The organism is Allobosea sp. 2RAB26 (assembly GCF_052115465.1).
In the GTDB taxonomy this organism is placed as follows: Bacteria; Pseudomonadota; Alphaproteobacteria; order Rhizobiales; family Beijerinckiaceae; genus Allobosea.
The window spans coordinates 1-18,057 of the sequence record NZ_JBFRGS010000005.1 but is presented as its reverse complement, the minus strand read 5'-3'; the positions used below and the strand labels follow the sequence as shown (position 1 = coordinate 18,057).

Annotated in this window: 20 protein-coding genes; 10 read left to right on the top strand and 10 right to left on the bottom strand. The window is 65.3% G+C overall.

What is annotated here, in order from left to right; translation table 11 throughout:
• Positions 1-17: 17 nt before the first annotated feature.
• On the bottom strand, positions 18-389 hold the full coding sequence (locus tag AB4118_RS10530; RefSeq protein ID WP_043232944.1) for a response regulator: 372 nt from the start codon (positions 387-389) through the stop codon (positions 18-20).
• A 134-nt stretch (positions 390-523) separates the two neighbouring features.
• On the opposite strand from AB4118_RS10530, the gene AB4118_RS10525 reads away from it, so the two are divergent.
• Together AB4118_RS10525 and AB4118_RS10520 are read left to right on the top strand one after the other, a co-directional pair.
• Entirely contained in the window at positions 524-814 is a 291-nt protein-coding gene (locus AB4118_RS10525) for a DUF3572 domain-containing protein (protein WP_441489675.1), read from the top strand.
• Positions 811-2,175 carry a DNA polymerase IV gene (locus AB4118_RS10520; protein WP_441489674.1) on the top strand — a complete coding sequence of 455 codons (1,365 nt, stop codon included), beginning with the start codon at positions 811-813 and terminating at the stop codon, positions 2,173-2,175. Before AB4118_RS10525 ends, AB4118_RS10520 begins: the two co-directional genes overlap by 4 nt.
• On the opposite strand, the gene AB4118_RS10515 is transcribed toward AB4118_RS10520, so the two are convergent.
• Entirely contained in the window at positions 2,132-2,980 is an 849-nt protein-coding gene (locus AB4118_RS10515) for a cell envelope integrity EipB family protein (protein ID WP_441489673.1), read from the bottom strand. The two genes, AB4118_RS10520 and AB4118_RS10515, sit on opposite strands and share 44 nt — an antisense overlap.
• 240 nt (positions 2,981-3,220) lie before the next feature.
• Here AB4118_RS10515 and AB4118_RS10510 point away from each other — a divergent pair, with 240 nt between their 5' ends.
• From AB4118_RS10510 to AB4118_RS10480, 7 genes are all read left to right on the top strand, one after another.
• Positions 3,221-3,694 carry a RidA family protein gene (locus tag AB4118_RS10510; protein WP_441489672.1) on the top strand — a complete coding sequence of 158 codons (474 nt, stop codon included), beginning with the start codon at positions 3,221-3,223 and terminating at the stop codon, positions 3,692-3,694.
• Positions 3,694-4,452, top strand: coding sequence for a glycerophosphodiester phosphodiesterase family protein (locus AB4118_RS10505; RefSeq protein WP_441489671.1), 759 nt, complete (start codon positions 3,694-3,696; stop codon positions 4,450-4,452). Before AB4118_RS10510 ends, AB4118_RS10505 begins: the two co-directional genes overlap by 1 nt.
• Positions 4,449-5,708 (top strand): GNAT family N-acetyltransferase, encoded by a 1,260-nt coding sequence (locus tag AB4118_RS10500; protein ID WP_441489670.1) that lies wholly within the window; start codon positions 4,449-4,451, stop codon positions 5,706-5,708. The genes AB4118_RS10505 and AB4118_RS10500 overlap by 4 nt, the downstream gene beginning before the upstream one ends.
• Positions 5,698-6,501, top strand: coding sequence for a hypothetical protein (locus AB4118_RS10495; protein WP_441489669.1), 804 nt, complete (start codon positions 5,698-5,700; stop codon positions 6,499-6,501). The genes AB4118_RS10500 and AB4118_RS10495 overlap by 11 nt, the downstream gene beginning before the upstream one ends.
• A 33-nt stretch (positions 6,502-6,534) precedes the next feature.
• Positions 6,535-6,963 carry an HIT family protein gene (locus tag AB4118_RS10490; RefSeq protein ID WP_441489668.1) on the top strand — a complete coding sequence of 143 codons (429 nt, stop codon included), beginning with the start codon at positions 6,535-6,537 and terminating at the stop codon, positions 6,961-6,963.
• Positions 6,964-7,026: 63 nt separating this feature from the next.
• The gene (locus AB4118_RS10485; RefSeq protein WP_441489667.1) at positions 7,027-7,491 is read left to right on the top strand and encodes a carboxymuconolactone decarboxylase family protein; all 465 of its coding nucleotides are present in this window, start codon (positions 7,027-7,029) and stop codon (positions 7,489-7,491) included.
• Between the two features lie 81 nt (positions 7,492-7,572).
• Entirely contained in the window at positions 7,573-8,454 is an 882-nt protein-coding gene (locus tag AB4118_RS10480) for a sigma-70 family RNA polymerase sigma factor (RefSeq protein ID WP_441489666.1), read from the top strand.
• Between the two features lie 8 nt (positions 8,455-8,462).
• On the opposite strand, the gene AB4118_RS10475 is transcribed toward AB4118_RS10480, so the two are convergent.
• The 8 genes from AB4118_RS10475 to AB4118_RS10440 form a co-directional block, all read right to left on the bottom strand.
• Positions 8,463-8,828, bottom strand: a complete 366-nt coding sequence (locus AB4118_RS10475) for an AzlD domain-containing protein (protein WP_441489665.1) — start codon at positions 8,826-8,828, stop codon at positions 8,463-8,465.
• Complete coding sequence (locus AB4118_RS10470; RefSeq protein WP_441489664.1) at positions 8,825-9,550, bottom strand: AzlC family ABC transporter permease; 726 nt, start codon at positions 9,548-9,550, stop codon at positions 8,825-8,827. Before AB4118_RS10470 ends, AB4118_RS10475 begins: the two co-directional genes overlap by 4 nt.
• Positions 9,551-9,705: 155 nt before the next feature.
• Complete coding sequence (locus AB4118_RS10465; protein WP_441489663.1) at positions 9,706-9,975, bottom strand: hypothetical protein; 270 nt, start codon at positions 9,973-9,975, stop codon at positions 9,706-9,708.
• 4 nt (positions 9,976-9,979) lie between these two features.
• Positions 9,980-12,508: an ATP-dependent Clp protease ATP-binding subunit ClpA gene (gene clpA / locus AB4118_RS10460; RefSeq protein ID WP_441489662.1), complete on the bottom strand. Its 2,529-nt coding sequence runs from the start codon at positions 12,506-12,508 to the stop codon at positions 9,980-9,982.
• A gap of 45 nt (positions 12,509-12,553) precedes the next feature.
• Positions 12,554-12,898 (bottom strand): ATP-dependent Clp protease adapter ClpS, encoded by a 345-nt coding sequence (gene clpS / locus AB4118_RS10455; RefSeq protein ID WP_043233033.1) that lies wholly within the window; start codon positions 12,896-12,898, stop codon positions 12,554-12,556.
• Between the two features lie 414 nt (positions 12,899-13,312).
• Positions 13,313-13,624 carry a DUF6506 family protein gene (locus AB4118_RS10450; RefSeq protein ID WP_441489661.1) on the bottom strand — a complete coding sequence of 104 codons (312 nt, stop codon included), beginning with the start codon at positions 13,622-13,624 and terminating at the stop codon, positions 13,313-13,315.
• 233 nt (positions 13,625-13,857) lie between these two features.
• Positions 13,858-14,319 (bottom strand): PAS domain-containing protein, encoded by a 462-nt coding sequence (locus tag AB4118_RS10445; RefSeq protein WP_441490028.1) that lies wholly within the window; start codon positions 14,317-14,319, stop codon positions 13,858-13,860.
• 39 nt (positions 14,320-14,358) lie between these two features.
• Positions 14,359-14,880, bottom strand: coding sequence for a PAS domain-containing protein (locus tag AB4118_RS10440; protein WP_441489660.1), 522 nt, complete (start codon positions 14,878-14,880; stop codon positions 14,359-14,361).
• Positions 14,881-15,772: 892 nt separating this feature from the next.
• On the opposite strand from AB4118_RS10440, the gene AB4118_RS10435 reads away from it, so the two are divergent.
• A partial coding sequence (locus AB4118_RS10435; protein WP_441489659.1) for an autotransporter outer membrane beta-barrel domain-containing protein occupies positions 15,773-18,057 on the top strand: 2,285 nt, incomplete at its 3' end.

The following is an 18,057-nucleotide window of genomic DNA, read 5'->3' as shown; positions in this document are numbered from 1 at the left end:
GGAGCCGCTCCCGCCGCTCAGGCCGCGCCGGCATAGGCGCGTACCGTTTCCAGGAACTTGGCAACCGAGATCGGCTTCGAGAGATAGGCCTCGCAGCCGCCCTCCCGGATCCGCTCCTCATCTCCCTTCATTGCGAAGGCGGTCACCGCGATCACGGGAATGGATTTGAGCGTGTCGTCTTCCTTGATCCACTTCGTGACCTCCAGACCCGAGACTTCGGGAAGCTGGATATCCATCAGGATCAGATCGGGATGATGGGCGCGCGCCAGCTCGATAGCCTCGATGCCATCGGCCGTCTTCAGCGTCGCATAGCCATGCGCCTCGAGAAGATCGTTGAAGAGCTTCATGTTGAGCTCGTTGTCCTCGACGATCAGGACCGTCTTCGTCATGCCGTTCCCCTGTTTCGCCTCGGAAGGCGTCGGTCTATTCCAGGCTTTCCAAGCCGACAGCTCCGTTCGATGATCATCCTAGCACGCCAGCCGTTGACGAAACGCAAACCTGATCCTGGACCCGACAACCGACCATGCCACGCTCGATCGCTTCACCCGATGCTGAAACCCTTGCCCTGCGCGCATTGGGCTTCCTCGCTGCCGATTCCGCGCGAATCGCGCTATTTCTGGCCGCAACAGGGCTTGGGCCGGAGACATTGCGGGCAGCAGCCGGCGAGCCCGGCTTCCTGGTCGCAGTGCTCGATCACCTTCTCGGCAACGAATCGCTCCTGCTCGAATTTGTCGGAAATTTAAGCCTGAATCCGGAAATCATTGGGCAGGCGCGGGAAACCCTCGCTGGCCCCCATCACGGTGACGATGCTTGACAGAAGAGCGTGACCGTCCGCGCCAAGCGCCTGCGTTCTGCCGCGATTGCCTCACTGACAACGACGGCGCGGCGGGAGCCTCACGCCGCTGTCGCGCCTGCGGCTCGCCGCGCCTGATCTGCCACCCCGAACGGGACAGCCTGAGCCTCGCTCATATCGACTGTGACGCCTTCTACGCCGCGGTCGAGAAGCGGGACGATCCGTCCCTGCTCGACAAGCCGGTGATCATCGGCGGCCGCAAGCGCGGCGTCGTCTCCACGGCCTGCTATATTGCCCGCACATACGGTGTGCGTTCCGCCATGCCGATGTTCCAGGCCTTGAAGGCCTGCCCGGAAGCCGTCGTGGTGAAGCCCAACATGGCGAAATATGTCGCTGTCGGGCGCGAGGTCAGGCAGCTGATGCGGGAACTGACCCCTCTGGTCGAACCGTTATCGATCGACGAGGCCTTCCTTGATCTCTCGGGCACCGAGCGGCTGCATCACGCCAGCCCGGCCATCACGCTGGCGCGCTTCGCCAGGCGGATCGAAGACGAGATCGGCATCACCATTTCCGTCGGCCTGTCCTACGCCAAGTTCCTGGCCAAGGTCGCCTCCGACCTCGACAAGCCGCGCGGCTTTTCCATCATCGGCCGCGGTGAAGCCGTCGCCTTTCTCGCGGACAAACCCGTCAGCCTGATCCCGGGCATCGGCAAGGCAAGCGCAGCCAAGCTGGCCGAATCCGGCTTTCGTCTGATCGGCGATTTGCGGGACGCGCCGACACAGGCGCTGTTCCGGCTCGCCGGCAAGGACGGACCGCGGCTGAAGAACCTCGCCAATGGCATCGACGCCCGCAAGGTGACGCCGGATCACGAGACCAAGAGCGTCTCCAGCGAAACCACGCTTGATGTCGACCTCTCCCGGTTCGACGAGCTGGAGCCGATTCTCTGGCGGCTGTGCGAGAAGACCTCGAAGCGCCTCAAGGCCCAGGAGCTTGCCGGGCGAACCGTCACCTTGAAGCTGAAGACGGCAGAGTTTCATTCGATCACGCGTGCGAGCCGCCTGCCCGAACCAACGCAGCTCGCCGGGCGCCTCTTTGCGGCCGGACGCGAACTGCTGAAGCGCGAATGCACCGGGCAGCGCTACCGGCTGATCGGCATCGGCGCGAGCGATCTCACCGGCCCCGAGGAGGCCGACCATGGCGACCTCGCCGACGTTGCCACGCCGCGTCTCAAGGCCATGGAGGGCGCGCTCGACAAGCTCCGCGCCCGCTTCGGCGATGATGCGATCGGAAAAGGCCTGAGCCTGCGCAGCCCGGACCAACCGCCATCGGGGACCAAGTCTACTTCGCACAATCCTGATGAGGCAGAAGATCCAGACGCGTGAGCGTGCCGCGCAACGCGAAACTGCCATAGTCCATCCGGACCGCGCCGGTGACACCATTCTCATACAGTTCGAACGAGATCGAATAGGCCGGCGTGACCTCGCCTGAACCGACCTTGTAATAGGATACGGTGACCGGCCAGCGTGTCAGTTTCTCGAATTCCGGGCGCCTCAAGGGCGCCTCGCTCGGCGGCGTTTCGATGTGCTTGCCGATGACGGAGAGCGTGTCATAGACCTCCTTGCCACTATTGGCGCCGTCATAGAGCCGCACGCTAAAGGTGTTCTGGCCCGCTCGCGCCGCCAGGATCAGCGCTTTCATCTGCGCATTGGGGAACAACGCGTCGCCGGCCTCACGATGCGTCTCCGCCTTGGGAGCGGTCAGCTTGACCTCATAGCCGTCGGCTCCCGACTTCTTCGCAGTGCCGTCGACGACTTCGGTCGGCGCGCCACTTGCGGAACTCTCGGTCTTAAAGCGGTAGCTCTGGCCGTCTCCTGCTTCGAAGCTCGTCGTCCGGGCATCGATCGTGCGCGGCCCGCCCTCACTGGTGAGCTGGGTCACCTGCCGGAAGGAGAGTGCATAACCCTCGCAGGCATCGCCGGTGAAGTCGAATGCAATGCGCCCGCGAGCCGCCTCGATGTTCTTGGCCGGTTTCCCATCGTCGAGCATGAGATCGTAGACTGCGCGGTGCGGCACCAGGACGACGCGATCCCCTGGTTTGGCCTGCGCCAGAGCGGCCGTTGGCAATGCCATCAGCAGGAGCGTCGCAGCGCCCGCCGAGCCAAGGAGACCGAAACCGATTCTGTTCATTTGCCCGCCGCCTTGCTGCACCTGATCGCTGAGTCTAGTGCAATGCGGCAATGGCGCAAACAAGGCGCATATCGCGGCGAGCTACGCCCATGGCACAACCCCGCTTGGCAGGCCCCGCGCTTGCGGCTTACCCGGCCATCGGCCATGTAGGAATCCTGCGTCGCCGCAGCTCTGGGCCGAGGCCCAGGCGGGCCACCGCGCAGATGATCCGACTCGACCGAGCGCCAGGAGCCTGACCCGATGAGCGAAATCGAAGCCAACCTCGCTGCACTGGGCATCACCCTGCCCGCTCCCGCTGCGCCCGTGGCGAACTATGTGCCCTATGTCATCACCGGCAACCTGCTGGTGATCTCCGGGCAGATCTGCTTTGGCCTCGACGGCAAGCTCTCCGACAAGCACAAGGGCAAGCTCGGCGCCGAGATCTTCAACGAAGCCGGGCTCGAGGCCGCGCGTCTCTGCGCGATCAACGTGCTGGCGCAGGCCAAAGCCGCGCTTGGCGGCGATCTCGAGCGCATCAAACGCTGCGTCCGGCTTGGCGGATTCATCAACGCGACCCCGCATTTCTCGGCGCTTCCCGCGATCATGAACGGCGCGTCCGACCTGATGGTCCAGGTTCTCGGCGATCGCGGCCGCCATGCCCGCTCGACCGTCGGCGTCGCCGAACTGCCGGCAGATGCCGCTGTCGAGGTCGAGGCGATGTTCGAGATCGCCTGATGAGCGCGCGTCCTTCCCTCGACTGGCTGGTCGCGCGGCCGATCGCGCATCGCGGCCTGCACGACCTCGCCGCCGGCCTGATCGAGAACAGCATCTCGGCGGCAGACGCCGCCATTGCCGGCACCTTCGGCATCGAATGCGACATCCAGCTCAGCGCCGATGGCCAAGCCATGGTGTTTCACGATTTCGTGCTCGATCGGCTGACGGCTGAGACCGGCAATGTCAATGCCAGGACGGCGGATGCGCTTGCCGCGATTTCATTGAAGGGCAGCAGCGACAGGATTCCGACCCTCGACGCGTTTCTTGATCGGATCGCCGGCCGCGTGCCGCTGGTGATCGAGGTCAAGAGCCGCTTCGACGGCGATCTCGCGCTGACGCGACGCGCAGCCGAAATCGTCGCCAGGCGCTCCGGTCAGCCGATCGTCTTCAAGTCCTTCGATCCGACGATCGTCACTGCCCTGCGCGAGCTCGCTCCGGCGATCCCGCGCGGCATCGTGGCCATGAACGAATATGCCTATTCCGACTATGACCGGCTCGACGCGCGCCAGAAGCACGCGCTCGCGAACCTGCTGCATTTCGAGGAAAGCCGCCCCGATTTCCTGTCCTGGAAGGTCTCGGATCTGCCAAGTGCCGCCCCGTTCCTCTGCAACAAGGCACTTGGCCTGCCGCTGATGAGCTGGACGGTGCGCACCCCCGAGGATCGGGAAACAGCCCGCGCTCACGCCGACCAGATGGTCTTCGAAGGGTTCCGCCCTTGAGTGCAGGTCGCGACCGCAACGACCTGCGGGTCCGGGTCGCGACCTCGTTGAAATCCGTGCCGGCGGAAGCCTGGGACGCCTGCGCCAACCCGCATGCGGCCAGCGTGCCTTCGCCTGCACGACTTGAATCAAGCTGCGAAGCAACCGATTCACTTTCTCAACACGACACAGATAACCCCTTCGTCTCTCACGCCTTCTTGAGAGCCCTGGAAGAAAGCGGCTGCGTCGGCGGCCGCTCCGGCTGGTCTCCCGCCTATCTCCTCGTCGAGGACGGCGACGACCGGCTGCTCGCGGCGGCACCGAGTTTCGTGAAGGGTCACAGCCAGGGCGAATATGTCTTCGATCATGCCTGGGCCGACGCCTATGAACGGGCCGGCGGGCATTATTATCCCAAGCTCCAGGTGGCCGCGCCTTTCACCCCCGCAACGGGTCCCCGCCTGCTCGCGGCGGACGGGCCGCGCACCGGCGAAGCACGCGCCGGCCTGATCGCCGGGCTGGACGCACTGCGCGACCAGACACGCTCCTCCTCGATCCACGTCACCTTCGCGCAGGAGCCCGATCTCGGTGCACTGATCGAGGCGGGCTATCTCGAGCGCCACGATCTCCAGTTCCACTGGGGCAATGACGGTTTCGCGACCTATGACGATTTCCTCGCCACCCTTGCCTCGCGCAAGCGCAAGGCGCTGAAACGCGAGCGGCGTGAGGCGCTTTCGGTCGGCATCACGGTGGAGGTTCTCAGCGGCTCCGGCCTGACCGAGGCGGTCTGGGATGATTTCTTCGCCTTCTATCAGGATACCGGCTCGCGCAAATGGGGCCGGCCCTATCTGAACCGGCGCTTCTTTTCACTGGTCGGGCAAGCACTGGGCGAGCGCATCGTGCTGGTCATGGCCCGCCGCGCCGGGCGCTATATCGCAGGCGCCATCAATTTCCGCGGAGCGAACACGCTCTATGGCCGCAACTGGGGCTGCATCGAGGACCACCCCTTCCTTCATTTCGAGCTCTGCTACCACCAGGCGATCGACTACGCGATCGCACATGGGCTCGCCCGCGTCGAAGCCGGCGCCCAGGGCGAACACAAGATCGCGCGCGGCTATCGCCCCGTCATCACGCGCTCGGCCCATCACCTCGCCGATCCCGGTCTGCGCCGCGCGGTTTCGGCCTATCTCGGGACCGAGCGCGAGCATATTGCAGCCGCCTGCGCGGCGCTCGCGGCTGAGAGCCCGTTCCGCAGGGATGGACGCACAGATGAAGCGTGACAGCGGCGGCGCCCATCCTGCGCGAGAGGTCACATTCTGCGACGACGCAGTGCTCAGCTATGATCGTAGCCGCACCGCCTTCGCGTCCGGGGAGCCGCTGCTGCTCGACGACGCCTATCGCCTCGCCCACTTGCCGCTGGTTGCCCCGCATCACCCGGGCGTGATCGCAAATCTGCCGGGGCGCTTCTACGACATGGGACGGCACCCGTCGGTCTTCTCGCTCGTGCTGCCGGTCGACGATGCCGCGCTGCGTGCCTCGCCCGCGTTCATCGCCATGGAATCCGAGCTGAAGACCGCGCCATTCGCCGCAAAGATCGCCTGGGATATCCTGCCGAGGCGCGCCGAGCGCCTGCACGCCACCCTCTGCGGCTCGCTTGGCACGGACGTTCCGCCGTCCATCGATCCCGCTGCTCGAGCAGCGCTCGGCGATCTCGGTCGCCTCACCGTCGAACTGCGCGGCCTGTTCTCCGGAAACGTCAATCGTGGCCGGCTCTATCTGCGCGCCTATCCGGAGCAGCGCGACGGCCAGAACGTCTTTCATGCCATTCAATCTGCGCTCGGTCGGCAGCAGACCGATCTCTATGTCGTCGGCCTCTACAATCTGACCGACGACCTTTCCCCCGCCGAGGCCGCCGCGCTCGCCGGTATCGTGGAGCGCTGGTGGCATCGCCCGCTCCTGCGTTTCGAGGCGCGCGACCTCTGGCTGCTTGGCGCGCGCGACGATCTCGTGCTGGATGCCGCAATCATCGAGACGCTGTCTCTTGACGCTGGGCGGCAGCGCACCTCACCCTGACAGTATCTTTCCCGTAGAACGGACCGGCCAACGATGACCGCCTATGATTCTGCCAATGTCTTCGCCAAGATCCTGCGCGGCGAGCTGCCCAGCCACAAGGTCTATGAGGACGACGAGACCGTCGCCATCATGGACATCATGCCCCGTGCCGACGGGCACGTCCTTGTCCTCCCCAAGGCCGCCTGCCGCAATGTGTTCGATGCGCCGCCGGACGCGCTCAAGGCAGTGGCGCTGACGACCCAGAAGCTCGCCCATGCCGTGAAGAGCGCCTGCGCAGCCGACGGCATCACCATCCAGCAGTTCAACGAGCCGGCTGGCGGCCAGGTCGTGTTCCACCTGCATGTCCATGTCATGCCGCGCTGGGACGGCGTTGCGCTTCGCCCCCATACGGGTGCGATGGAGGCGAATGACGTGCTTGCTGCGAACGCCGAAAAAATCCGGGCCGCGCTAAAAAATATCTGAAGGCATGTCACAGGCGTCGGGCCTGCCTCGTCTTGCTTCCATCAGACACAGATGGAGAAGTTCATGCCCCAACGCCTCAATGTCTTCCAGGTTGCTCCGGCCGCGGTCAACGCCGTCCTGGGAATGCAGAACTATGTCGAAGAGTGCGGGCTGGAGCACAGCCTGCTCGAACTGGTGAAGATGCGCGCATCGCAGATCAACGGCTGTGCCTATTGCCTGCACATGCACTCGGCCGATGCGCGCAAGGCCGGCGAGACCGAAGCGCGGCTCTATCTGCTGAGCGCCTGGCACGAGTCGGAACTCTACACCCCGCGCGAGCGCGCTGCCCTGCGCTGGGCCGAGGCGTTGACGCGCTTGTCCGAAGCCAGTGCGAGCGACGAGGCCTTCTCCGAATTGCGCGAGCATTTCAGCGAAGCCGAAGCGGTCAATCTTTCGGTCGCGATCGGAGCAATCAACACCTGGAACCGCATCAATGCCGGCTTCCGAGCCCGGCACCCGCAGGATCGCCAACGGTCCGCGGCTGCCTGAGGCCGCCTCGCGCAGGGATCCTGCGCAAGAAATCCGAGAGTCCGCTGTCGCGGGCTCTCGCTCACCTGCGAGATGGCATTCATGACCCTGCAGACCGCGTTCGAACAGCATCGGCGCTTCCTGACCCGACTTGCGTATCGAATGCTGGGCTCCGTCAGCGACGCCGAGGATATCGTCCAGGATGCCTGGCTGCGCTGGCACGAGGCCAGTCGCGACGAAATCTCGAACCCTCGCGCCTATCTCGCCCAGGTAGTGACGCGGCTCTGCCTCGATCAGATGAAATCGGCCCGCAGCCGCCGCGAATTCTATGTCGGGACCTGGCTACCGGAACCGCTCGTCGAAAGACTCGGCAGCGCCGAGGTCGCCGATGACGAGCTCGATGCCCCCATCGCCCTGATGCTGGCTCTCGAACGCCTGTCTCCACTGGAGCGGGCGGCTTTCCTTCTGCACGACATCTTCGACATGGACTTCACTGAGATCGCCGCAATGCTGGAGCGCAGCGAGGCCGCCTGCCGTCAGCTCGCCAAGCGCGCACGCGACCATGTCCGGCTCGACACGCCGCCGCGCAACAAGGTTTCCCGGGAGGAGGCCGCGCGCTTCGCCGAGGCCTTTTTCAAGGCGTCACATCAATCCGACCCGACGATGTTGCAGCGTCTGCTCGCCGAGGATGTCGTCCTGCACAGCGATGGCGGCGGCAAGGTCCAGGCCGTGTTCAAGCTGATCTTCGGCGCGGACAAGGTCGCTCGTTTCTTTGCGCGCCTCTCCCACGCACTGACCCAGCGCAACGTCTCGACGACCAGCTATGAACCTGTACTGATCAATGGCCTGCCCGGCTATGTCAGCCTGGAGAACGGCCAGACCCTGCAGGCAACGGCGCTCGACATCCGCGACGGGCTGATCCACGCCATCTACGTGGTCCGCAATCCCGACAAGCTGCGCCATCTTCAGCAGCCTGGTCCCTGAGGGACCTGTCAGGCCGCCTGGCTCAGCATCCAGCCGCCGCCGATCAGCACCGCCTCGCCGACAATGACGGCGAGAAAAACGCGCCGTCGGTCGAACAGGACGATGGCCAGCGTCGCCGCCAACGCTCCGACGCGCAAGGAGAGCGGCAAGGCCGCGAGCGCGCCTGGCGGCGCGATGATCAACTTGGCGACGACCCCGGCGAGCAACGCCGTCGCCACCGCCCTCACCCATTCCAATGCGGGCGAATCGGCGTTGATGCGCCGCGCGAAGGCGACTGCGAGCCAGCGCCAGATCTCGGTCGGCAGGAAAGCGAAGAGCAGCAGCGCGAGATAGGGCCAGAATGGGCCGTCGAGCAGCGGGATCGGCTGTGTCATGCGCGCCGCGCCCCGATGCGCCGCACGGCAAAGGCGATGCTGCCGCCGATCAGGCCGGAGACGATCAGGTCGAAGCCGCTGCCCATCAGACGGTCGAAGATCGGCGCCAGCGCAAGGCCAAGCCCCATCGCGATGAAGTCCCCGCGGTGACGGATACCGGCAGCGATCGATGCGAGGAAGAAGATCGGGGTCAGGCAGAGCAGCCCGGCAGCAAGCGGAAGCGGAAGCGCTCCAACGAGGTAATAGCCTGCATAGGTGCCCGCTGCGCTCACCATCATGCAGGCATTGGCGAAGCCGAGGAAATAGGCCACGCGCTGGTGCGGCGCGATCCCCGGCAGGCGGCGCAGGCCCTCGGTCCAGGCGGTAACGGCAACGTAATGCGCGAGCAGCAGCTGCATCGCGATGCCTTGCCCCGGCCGGCGCAGCAGCGGCAGGATCGCCACCGTCATCGGCAGGAAGCGCAGCGAGGCAAAGCCGATCGCAAGCGCGATCGCGCTCCACGCAGCCCCCGCCGCGATCGATGCGAAGAAGATCACCTGCGACGGCCCGGCCCAGACCAGCATGGTCGAGAGCACAGCGACATCGACGGGATAGCCGACATCGCGCGCCAGCGAGCCGACACCGACGAGTCCAAAGCCGACAACCCAGGCCGGCAGCGACAGCGCATCGCGTATCCCGGCCAGCGCGGTGCGCTGCCAGCTCCAGTCGGCCGATACGCTCATGAGAGATTCTGCACGCCTGACGGGTCGGTCACTCGAAAAGCCGCACCGGCCTGAGATGGCCGGGCGGGACCCGTTCTAAACGCTCGCGCGCGGGAAGCCGACATCCGGCATCGCGCGGTCACCCTTGCACAGCCAGCAAAGGCAAGGGGTGGCTCTCAGGTGCCACCCTTCATCACGATGCCGATCAGCTCGTTGCCGAAATCGATGATTTCCTTCGGCACGCCGCCAACCGACTTGATACCGAGATAGATCAGATAGCCGAAGGCCGGCACGAGGATCCAGCCGAGGATTTCCTCGAACAGCACGCGCCGCCGGCGGCGGCGCGCACGCTTCTCGAACCAGCCAAGTTTTTCCTTGGCAGGCTGTACCGGGGCTTCGCCGCTGGTCTGGAGCGCGGCAGCTTGGGTCTTGCGTCGAAAGAACACGGTCTCAGGCCTTCGTCAGCGGGACCTTCGGCACGGTACGAATGGCGCGTTGCGCCGCCTTGGGCGGCTCGGCCGGGCCACCGCCCTTGCCGTCTCCGCCGCCCTTCGGCGCCCGGCGTGTGCCGGGCGTGCCCGGCTTCGCTGAGCCCTTCGCCTTTGCCCGCGGCGTGCGCTTCTCGGCCGCCGCCGCCACGTCCTTCTCCGGCTTGGGCTTGACCGGCCCGTCGGGGAATTCGAGCCCCAGCACCTTGATGCCGGTCTCGGACTGAACGACGACGACCTTGACCGCCCCACCACCCTTCAGGCGCCCGAACAGGACCTCGTCGGCGAGCGGTGTCTTGATCGTCTGCTGGATCAGGCGAGCCATCGGCCTCGCCCCCATCGCCTCGTCGTAACCGTTCTCGACCAGCCACTCGCGCGCTTCGTCGGTGAGCTCGATCGTGACATTGCGATCGGCGAGCTGAGCTTCGAGCTGGAGCACGAACTTGTCGACGACACGCGCCACCACCGTCTTCGGCAGATGGCTGAAGGAAATTACCGAATCCAGCCGGTTGCGGAACTCCGGCGCGAACAGGCGGTTCACCGCCTCGGTATCGTCCCCCTCGCGCTTGGCCCGCGTGAAACCATAGGCTGCGCGTGCCATGTCGGCGGCACCGGCATTGGTCGTCATGATCAGGATGACGTTCCTGAAATCGACCTGCTTGCCGTTATTGTCGGTCAGCTTGCCGTGATCCATCACCTGCAACAGGATGTTGAACAGGTCGGGATGGGCCTTCTCGATCTCGTCGAGCAGCAGCACCGAATGCGGATGCTGGTCGACCTGATCGGTCAGAAGCCCGCCCTGATCGAAGCCGACATAGCCGGGAGGTGCGCCGATCAACCGCGAAACCGTGTGGCGCTCCATATATTCCGACATGTCGAAGCGGATCAGCTCGACGCCGAGCGACGCGGCGAGCTGGCGCGCCACTTCGGTCTTGCCGACGCCCGTCGGGCCGGCAAACAGGTAGCAGCCGATAGGCTTTTCGCCATCACGCAGGCCGGCACGGGCCAGCTTGATCGAGGACGACAGCGCCTCGATCGCCTTCTCCTGGCCGTAGACCGTGCGCTTCAACGTGTTCTCGAGATTGCGCAGAACCTCGGCGTCGTCCTTGGAGACGGTCTTGGCCGGGATACGCGCCATGACCGCGACCGCAGCCTCGATCTCCTTCACGCCAATGGTCTTCTTGCGCTTGCTCTCGGTCAGCAGCATCTGCGAGGCGCCGGTCTCGTCGATCACGTCGATCGCCTTGTCCGGAAGCTTGCGGTCATGGATGTAGCGCGCCGACAGCTCCACCGCCGCCTTGATGGCGTCATTGGTGTAGCGGAGCTTGTGGAACTCCTCGAAATAGGGCTTCAGCCCCTTCAGGATCTCGATCGTGTCCGGCACCGACGGCTCGTTGACGTCGATCTTCTGGAAGCGACGCACCAGCGCCCGATCCTTCTCGAAATACTGACGGTATTCCTTGTAGGTCGTCGAGCCGATGCAGCGCAGCGTACCCGAAGCCAGCGCCGGCTTCAGCAGGTTGGAGGCATCCATCGCCCCACCCGAGGTCGCGCCAGCGCCGATCACCGTATGGATCTCGTCGATGAACATGATCGCCTTGGGATGGGCCTCGATCTCCTTGATCACCTGCTTGAGGCGCTCTTCGAAATCGCCGCGATAGCGCGTGCCGGCCAGCAGCGTGCCCATGTCGAGCGAGAACACCGTCGCGTCCTCGAGAACCTCCGGCACCTCTCCGCGGATGATCTTCAACGCGAGCCCTTCGGCGATCGCGGTCTTGCCGACGCCGGGGTCACCGACCAGCAGCGGATTGTTCTTCTGCCGGCGGCAAAGGATCTGGATGGTGCGCTGCACCTCGGCCTCGCGGCCGATCAGCGGGTCGATGCGCCCGTCACGCGCCTTGCGGTTGAGGTTGACGCAATAGGCCTCGAGCGCGCTTTCCTTCTTCTTCTTGTCCTTGTCGGCATCGTTGCCCTGGTCGGCCCGCGACTCGCGCTGCTGCTGCTCGGGCTCTTCCTCGCTGCCGCGCACCGGCCGGCTCTCGCTCGCGCCGGGGCGCTTGGCGATGCCATGGCTGATGTAATTGACCGCGTCGTAACGGGTCATGTCCTGCTCCTGCAGGAAATAGGCGGCATGGCTCTCGCGCTCGGCGAACATCGCGACCAGCACATTGGCGCCGGTCACCTCTTCGCGACCGGAGGACTGGACATGGATGACCGCGCGCTGGATCACGCGCTGGAACCCGGCTGTCGGCTTGGAATCGTCGCGGCCATCGGTGACGAGATTGCTCAGCTCGGCATCGATATAATCGACGAGATTGCGCCTCAGCATGTCGAGATCGACGCTGCAGGCGCGCATGACGGCGGCAGCGTCCTGATCATCGACCAGGGCGAGCAGCAGATGCTCCAGCGTGGCGTATTCGTGATGACGCTCATTGGCGAGCGCCAGAGCCCGGTGAAGCGCCTGTTCGAGACTGCGCGAGAAACTCGGCACTGATGCGCTCCTATTCCGCTTTCAGGAGGATGATCGAATCCAAGACTACTTCTTCTCCATCACGCATTGCAGAGGATGCATGTGCTTGCGCGCCAGGTCCATCACCAAGGTGACCTTTGTCTCGGCGACCTCGTAGGTGAAGATCCCGCATTCGCCGACGCCGTTCTGATGCACATGCATCATGATCTGGGTCGCTTCGGCGCGGTCCTTGTTGAAGAACCGCTCGAGCACATGCACCACGAATTCCATCGGGGTGTAGTCGTCGTTGAGCAGGAGCACGCGATAGAGATTGGGCTTGCGTGTCCTGGTCCGCGTCAGCACGGCGGTGCCGGCCCCTTCGCGGCCACCGCCATCGACGGGAGAACTTGGGCGTTTCGGCCGATCGGCCATTGAGAGCGGCGCGCGCAGGTCTTCGCCGTCGCCCCGAGGCCCCGCTTTCGTTCCGCTTCCCATGGTCGCCGCTGTCTTCAAAGCTATCGTCCTGACGCTTCACCGCAGATAATGCGCCGCAAGAGAATTTACAGGCCTCTCCTCCCCTTCGCCAGTCCGTTCCATGCAGGTGGGGCACAAGCATGGCGGGCACGAAGGAATTTGTGGATGACACAGGCCGAAGGCCCCGCCACCGCATGTCCATGATTGGGAACAAGCAACCAGCGTGCCGGATCAGCGGCAGGAACTCGTCTCAACGAGACCGTCACGGAGCGCCCTCCCGGCCGAGGTCCGAGGAAATTGTCCGCCTGATATCCTGATATGTTGAAACCGGGCGCGACGGGCCGGGCCGCGCCCCTGGGCGCCCCGCGGCGTTCAGCCGCCGGCCTCGAACTTGGCCTTGTAGGCAGCCGCCTGGGTCAGGGAATCGATGCCGAAGCTGACCAGGCCGACCGCGGCGCGGCCTGCGACAGCCCTGACGACCGCGGCACCCGGCTCGACGCCGAAGCCTCCGCAGAGCTCGATCAGTTCGACGCCCTCGGCGATCAGGGACAGAGCAACGTCAGGGGCCGCTTCGGGCGTCGGCACGAAGACGATCGTCAGGCGCTCCGAGGCCGTTTCCCGCACGATACGATCGATGGCAGGGTCGCTGCCGTCCATGAGGATCATCGAGGCCCAGATATTCACAGCAGGTTCTCCCGGTCATTGGGGTGCGTTGCTGCCTGTACGGTCCAGGCAGAGTTTCCAGCAGATCGCTTGTGCTCCGGCAACGAGCCGCCACAGGAGCATCGCGGCCAATTGAATGCCCTAACGGAAGGGCAAATCAATGGAAAGCACGCCTGCGCTCTGCTCCCCCGGCCTGCGTTGCCCTGGCGATCAGCTGCTCGCCGGCCCGCTCTCCGGGACAGCCCATCGGCCCGCTACGAAGCGCCCCTTTCGGCCAGGCCGAGGCAGGCCCGCCCTTCGCCGTCATGGAAGAGGCGAATGCCATTGCGCTCGAACACGTCCCGGACCTTCCGCAGATTTTCCGACCGGACGCCCGCCGTTGAAGTTTCCATGCGGCGAATGGTGGAGAAGGAAACCTGCGCTTCCCTGGCAAGCGTAGGCGCCGACCAGTTCAGGAGCGCGCGCGCCGCCCGCACCTGCGCGGCGTGCAGCGGTGCCGTCTGCCGCGGTTGCGGACGGGCGTCGTGTTCATAGGTCGTGCAGCCAATCCACTCCCGGATCTCCCCGCTGGGTCCGCGCACCGGGAGCGCTCGTCCGGTGAGGGTGACATAATCCCCTTTCACGGTCCGGACCCTGATCGTGGCCTGATATTCCTTCTCCGTCGCGACCGCAGACTTCCAGGCTTCGAGGAAGGTCCTTCGATCATCCGGGTGAATGGCCGCCAGTTCATCCCAGTTCCTGGCTTCCGCCGGTGACTACCCCGTGAGCTTCGACCACTCCGTCGTCTCGACCAGCTTTCCATTCGGATAGGCGCGCCAGACGTGATCACCCAGCAGGCGAGAGAGCGCCTGCCGCCACATCGTCTCGAGATCGAGCGTCGTCATGAGCTCCTGAACATCGGTGACGTCCGTGATGACGCCGAACATCGCGACAGGGCGGCCGTTTCGATCGAAATGAGCCTGCCCCTTGCTGCGCAACCATCTCAGGCTGCCATCAGGGCGAATGATCCGAAACGTCCGGTCCTGGAGCCGCTTGTCTGCCGCGAGCCCGATGGCATTGCTGAAGTCCAGCTGGTCGTCCGGATGCACCAGGGACTGATAGAGATCGATCGTTGGCACCACCGCCGCGGCGTCCAGGCCGAGGATCCTGAACAGTCCGGTGGACCAGGTGACCTCGGATGTGTCGAGATCCCAGCTCCAGGTGCCAATGCTGAACTTGTCCTCGATCACCCGGAGCCGCATGTCGGGCGAACTCAGTAGTCGCTTGGATGTTGGCATCGCTGGCTGCTTCGATGGTCGACGGGCGGTATCGGCGGCTTGCTACGTTCTGCTGTGAATAGAGCTCTCACCGAGAGGGCGGAAGAAGAATATCGGAACTTAGGAGACAATCAGCTCTCTTCCGGATGCGATCACATTCCAACTTTCATGACTGAGGCATGAATATGAGGGATCAATCTGATTATTTTCTCCATTCGGGGCGAGAAAAAGAACACAATATGCTCACGCCACGCTCTGATTGAATATTTAATGCTCTACTTTACTGGGCTCGAACCAAAACAAGGAAATCGTCGATTCAGGTTGGAGTGTTACTGCTGAACCACGGTGAGATGCGAGGCGCGAAACAGCATGAGCAGGACGTCGCCGCGACGTGAAGCATGGTTGCGATGGCGAATTGTTGGACACTCGGGACTCCCCCCACACGGAGGGGGCTCAGCGCACAGGTCGAAGTGACGGACGGCAACCGCACGCAGCATGCCCGCTTCCGGGATGGTCGCGGCCCGGCGCGCGAAGCGGATGCCGCCTGGCTGGCCGATGATGGCACCCCACTCGGCTGGCAGCCCACCCACTGGCGCCGAGCAGCACCGCGGCCACCACAGAGAGTATTCGAGCTGGATTAGCGGAGCGGTCCTTGCCGGGGGCCTCCCTGCGCGAAGCTGATGCGCCGCTCGCGAGAATCCGGCCTGGAAATCCGCCCCTTTGAACTGTGCCTGGAATGCAACGTTCCGCAGAGTTAATCGGCGATGAACGGTGGTTCGTTGCCTGCCTCACACCAGAGGCTATGGTGCGGACTCGGCCGGGGGGCAATTGCGTGTCATCAGCAGCGGGACTGGACGAGGTGTCGCGAGGCGTCGCGCTGCGGCGGCCTTGTGTTGCGCGGTCACGTCCTGCCATGCTCGCCCTTCTCACCTTCGCACTGGCTGCGCCGGCTCTGGCCGATGGCGGAGCGGGCGGCGGAGGGGACGGCGCAGGCGGTGGCGACAATCTCACCCTTCCCGGTGACAGCGGGAACGTCGGCGGTAGCGGCGGGGGCGGCGGCGGGGGCGGCTCCGGCATAACCGGCGGCTCAGGCGGCAGAGGCAACGCCGGTATCGGCGGCACCGGCGGAATCGGAGGAGCCACCGCGGGAGCTGCGGGACAGGACGGGCAGGATTCCAACGGCGCTGGCGGTGGCGGCGGTGGCGCTCATGGCAGCGTGGATGTGGCGGCTCCCACCGGCAGCGTCTCAGGCGGCAATGGCGGCAATGGCGGCGATGGCCTCGCGGGAAGCGGCGGCGGTGGCGGCGCCGGCGGATATGGCGCGGTGATATCCGGCACCGGTGCGCTCGGCTTGCTCACGTCGACAACGACGGGCGGCAATGGCGGCAATGGTGGCAGCGGTCACTCGGAGGCCGGCAATGCCGGCAGCGGCGGCATCGGCTTGGCAGTGACCGGCGCAGCCGGCACGTCGCTCACGATCGGTGCCGGTGTCAGGGGCGGCGACGGCGGAGCTGGAGGGAACAGCACCGGCGCGACAGGCGGAAGCGGCGGCTCTGGCGGCGCCGGCCTGATCGGTTCCACTGGTACCAGCTTCGTGGTCAATGGCGCGGTGCGTGGTGGAGACGGCGGCGCCGGCGGCTCCGGCATCGTCCCGGGCTCTACCGGCCAGGCAGGAGCCGGCATCTCCGGTCAAAGCCTGAGCATCACGCTGGGCGCGAGCGGCTCGATCTCCGGCGGTCTGGATGGCGGCGGCGCCCGTGGAAACGCTCTCGCGCTATCCGGCAACAGCAGCCTGACGGTCGCGACGGCCGGCACCGCCAATCTCACCGGCAACATCGCTCTCGGCGCCGGCACGTTGACGCTCGACCAGAGCAACGGCGTCGACATCACCATCGCCAACGCGGTGACCGGCACGGGCGCACTCGCCAAGACCGGCTCCGGCACGGTCACCCTTTCCGGCAACAACGACTACACGGGCGCAACAAGTATCCTGGGTGGGCGCCTGGTCGCCGACTCTTCGACCGCGTTCTCGGCGAACTCACATTACGGGGTCGCGGCTGGGGCGACGATGGAGATTGCAAGCGCTGCCGGGTTCGGCGCCACGGTGGGTGCGCTGTCGGGAGCGGGCAATGTCGTCATCGGCAGTGGCACCATGCTGAGCATCGGCGCCAAGCCCCTCGCAACTATCTTCTCAGGCCAGATCTCCGGTCCGGGCTCTCTCTCCCTTGATGGGCCTGGCACGCTGTCGCTGACCGGCTCGAACAACAGCATCGAGGGACTGCTTCTCCTTTGCGGCTGCTCGAACCCGACACTCGAAATCAATGGCGGGTCGCTGAGCGTCGGCGATCCGGCGGGGGGCTTCGGTAGCGTCGCTGTGGCCGGCGGCACCTTGCGGGTCGTCAATGGCGGCAGGCTGCATATGGTCGATCCGTCCGGGCTTCTCGCCATGCAGTCGAACATGGAGGTTTCCGGCCCGAATTCCCTGGTGACCGTGGAAGGTTTCACGGGGATCGGTGGCCCGAGCAACGTCGGCCTTTCGATCAGCGCCGGCGCCGCCATGGAGAGCAGGGCCGAGGCCGCTATCGAAGGCATCGGGGCGTCGACGACCGTCACGGTGACAGGGCCCGGCTCGAGCTGGACGGTCGGCCGCACTCTGTTCGTCGGCGGCTTTTCCTTCGGCGGCACTGGTGCCTTGACCATCTCGGCCGGAGGCACCGTCAACTCCTCCGGGCCGCTCTGGATCGGCTCGGACCCGGATCCGTCGCTCGGATTTGCCCGCGCCAGTGTCAGCGTGACAGGCGCCGGTTCCGTGCTGAACGCGAATGGCGGCCTGCTCGTCGGCTATCCCGGCTGTGGCTGCGGCGATTACACCGGTGCTCTCACTGCGGCTGACGGCGGCACCGTCAATGCCGGCGCAGGCCTGCAGATCGGCCACCTTGGCACGCTCGCGATCGGCGCCGGCGGGCTTGCCGGCACGATCGTTACACCGGCGATCGTCAATGACGGCGCCATCGTCGCGGATTTTGTCGATACCGCCACGCTCGCCGCAAACATCTCGGGCACGGGGACGCTGACCAAGCAGGGTTCCGGCCGGCTCATTCTGACGGGGAACAGCAGCTATACCGGGGCGACCTCGGTGCTGTCGGGCCTGCTCACGGTCAACGGCTCGCTGACGGGCTCCGCCATCATGCTGGCCGG

Excerpts from the sequence above, each read along its gene's own strand:
- AB4118_RS10510 (WP_441489672.1), top strand. The coding sequence starts at position 3,221 with ATGAGCGAAATCGAAGCCAACCTCGCTGCACTGGGCATCACCCTGCCC.
- AB4118_RS10505 (WP_441489671.1), top strand. The coding sequence starts at position 3,694 with ATGAGCGCGCGTCCTTCCCTCGACTGGCTGGTCGCGCGGCCGATCGCG.
- AB4118_RS10475 (WP_441489665.1), bottom strand. The coding sequence starts at position 8,828 with ATGACACAGCCGATCCCGCTGCTCGACGGCCCATTCTGGCCCTATCTC.
- AB4118_RS10515 (WP_441489673.1), bottom strand. The coding sequence starts at position 2,980 with ATGAACAGAATCGGTTTCGGTCTCCTTGGCTCGGCGGGCGCTGCGACG.
- AB4118_RS10495 (WP_441489669.1), top strand. The coding sequence starts at position 5,698 with ATGAAGCGTGACAGCGGCGGCGCCCATCCTGCGCGAGAGGTCACATTC.
- AB4118_RS10525 (WP_441489675.1), top strand. The coding sequence starts at position 524 with ATGCCACGCTCGATCGCTTCACCCGATGCTGAAACCCTTGCCCTGCGC.
- clpS (WP_043233033.1), bottom strand. The coding sequence starts at position 12,898 with ATGGCCGATCGGCCGAAACGCCCAAGTTCTCCCGTCGATGGCGGTGGC.
- AB4118_RS10490 (WP_441489668.1), top strand. The coding sequence starts at position 6,535 with ATGACCGCCTATGATTCTGCCAATGTCTTCGCCAAGATCCTGCGCGGC.
- AB4118_RS10485 (WP_441489667.1), top strand. The coding sequence starts at position 7,027 with ATGCCCCAACGCCTCAATGTCTTCCAGGTTGCTCCGGCCGCGGTCAAC.
- AB4118_RS10440 (WP_441489660.1), bottom strand. The coding sequence starts at position 14,880 with ATGCCAACATCCAAGCGACTACTGAGTTCGCCCGACATGCGGCTCCGG.
- AB4118_RS10530 (WP_043232944.1), bottom strand. The coding sequence starts at position 389 with ATGACGAAGACGGTCCTGATCGTCGAGGACAACGAGCTCAACATGAAG.
- AB4118_RS10480 (WP_441489666.1), top strand. The coding sequence starts at position 7,573 with ATGACCCTGCAGACCGCGTTCGAACAGCATCGGCGCTTCCTGACCCGA.
- AB4118_RS10470 (WP_441489664.1), bottom strand. The coding sequence starts at position 9,550 with ATGAGCGTATCGGCCGACTGGAGCTGGCAGCGCACCGCGCTGGCCGGG.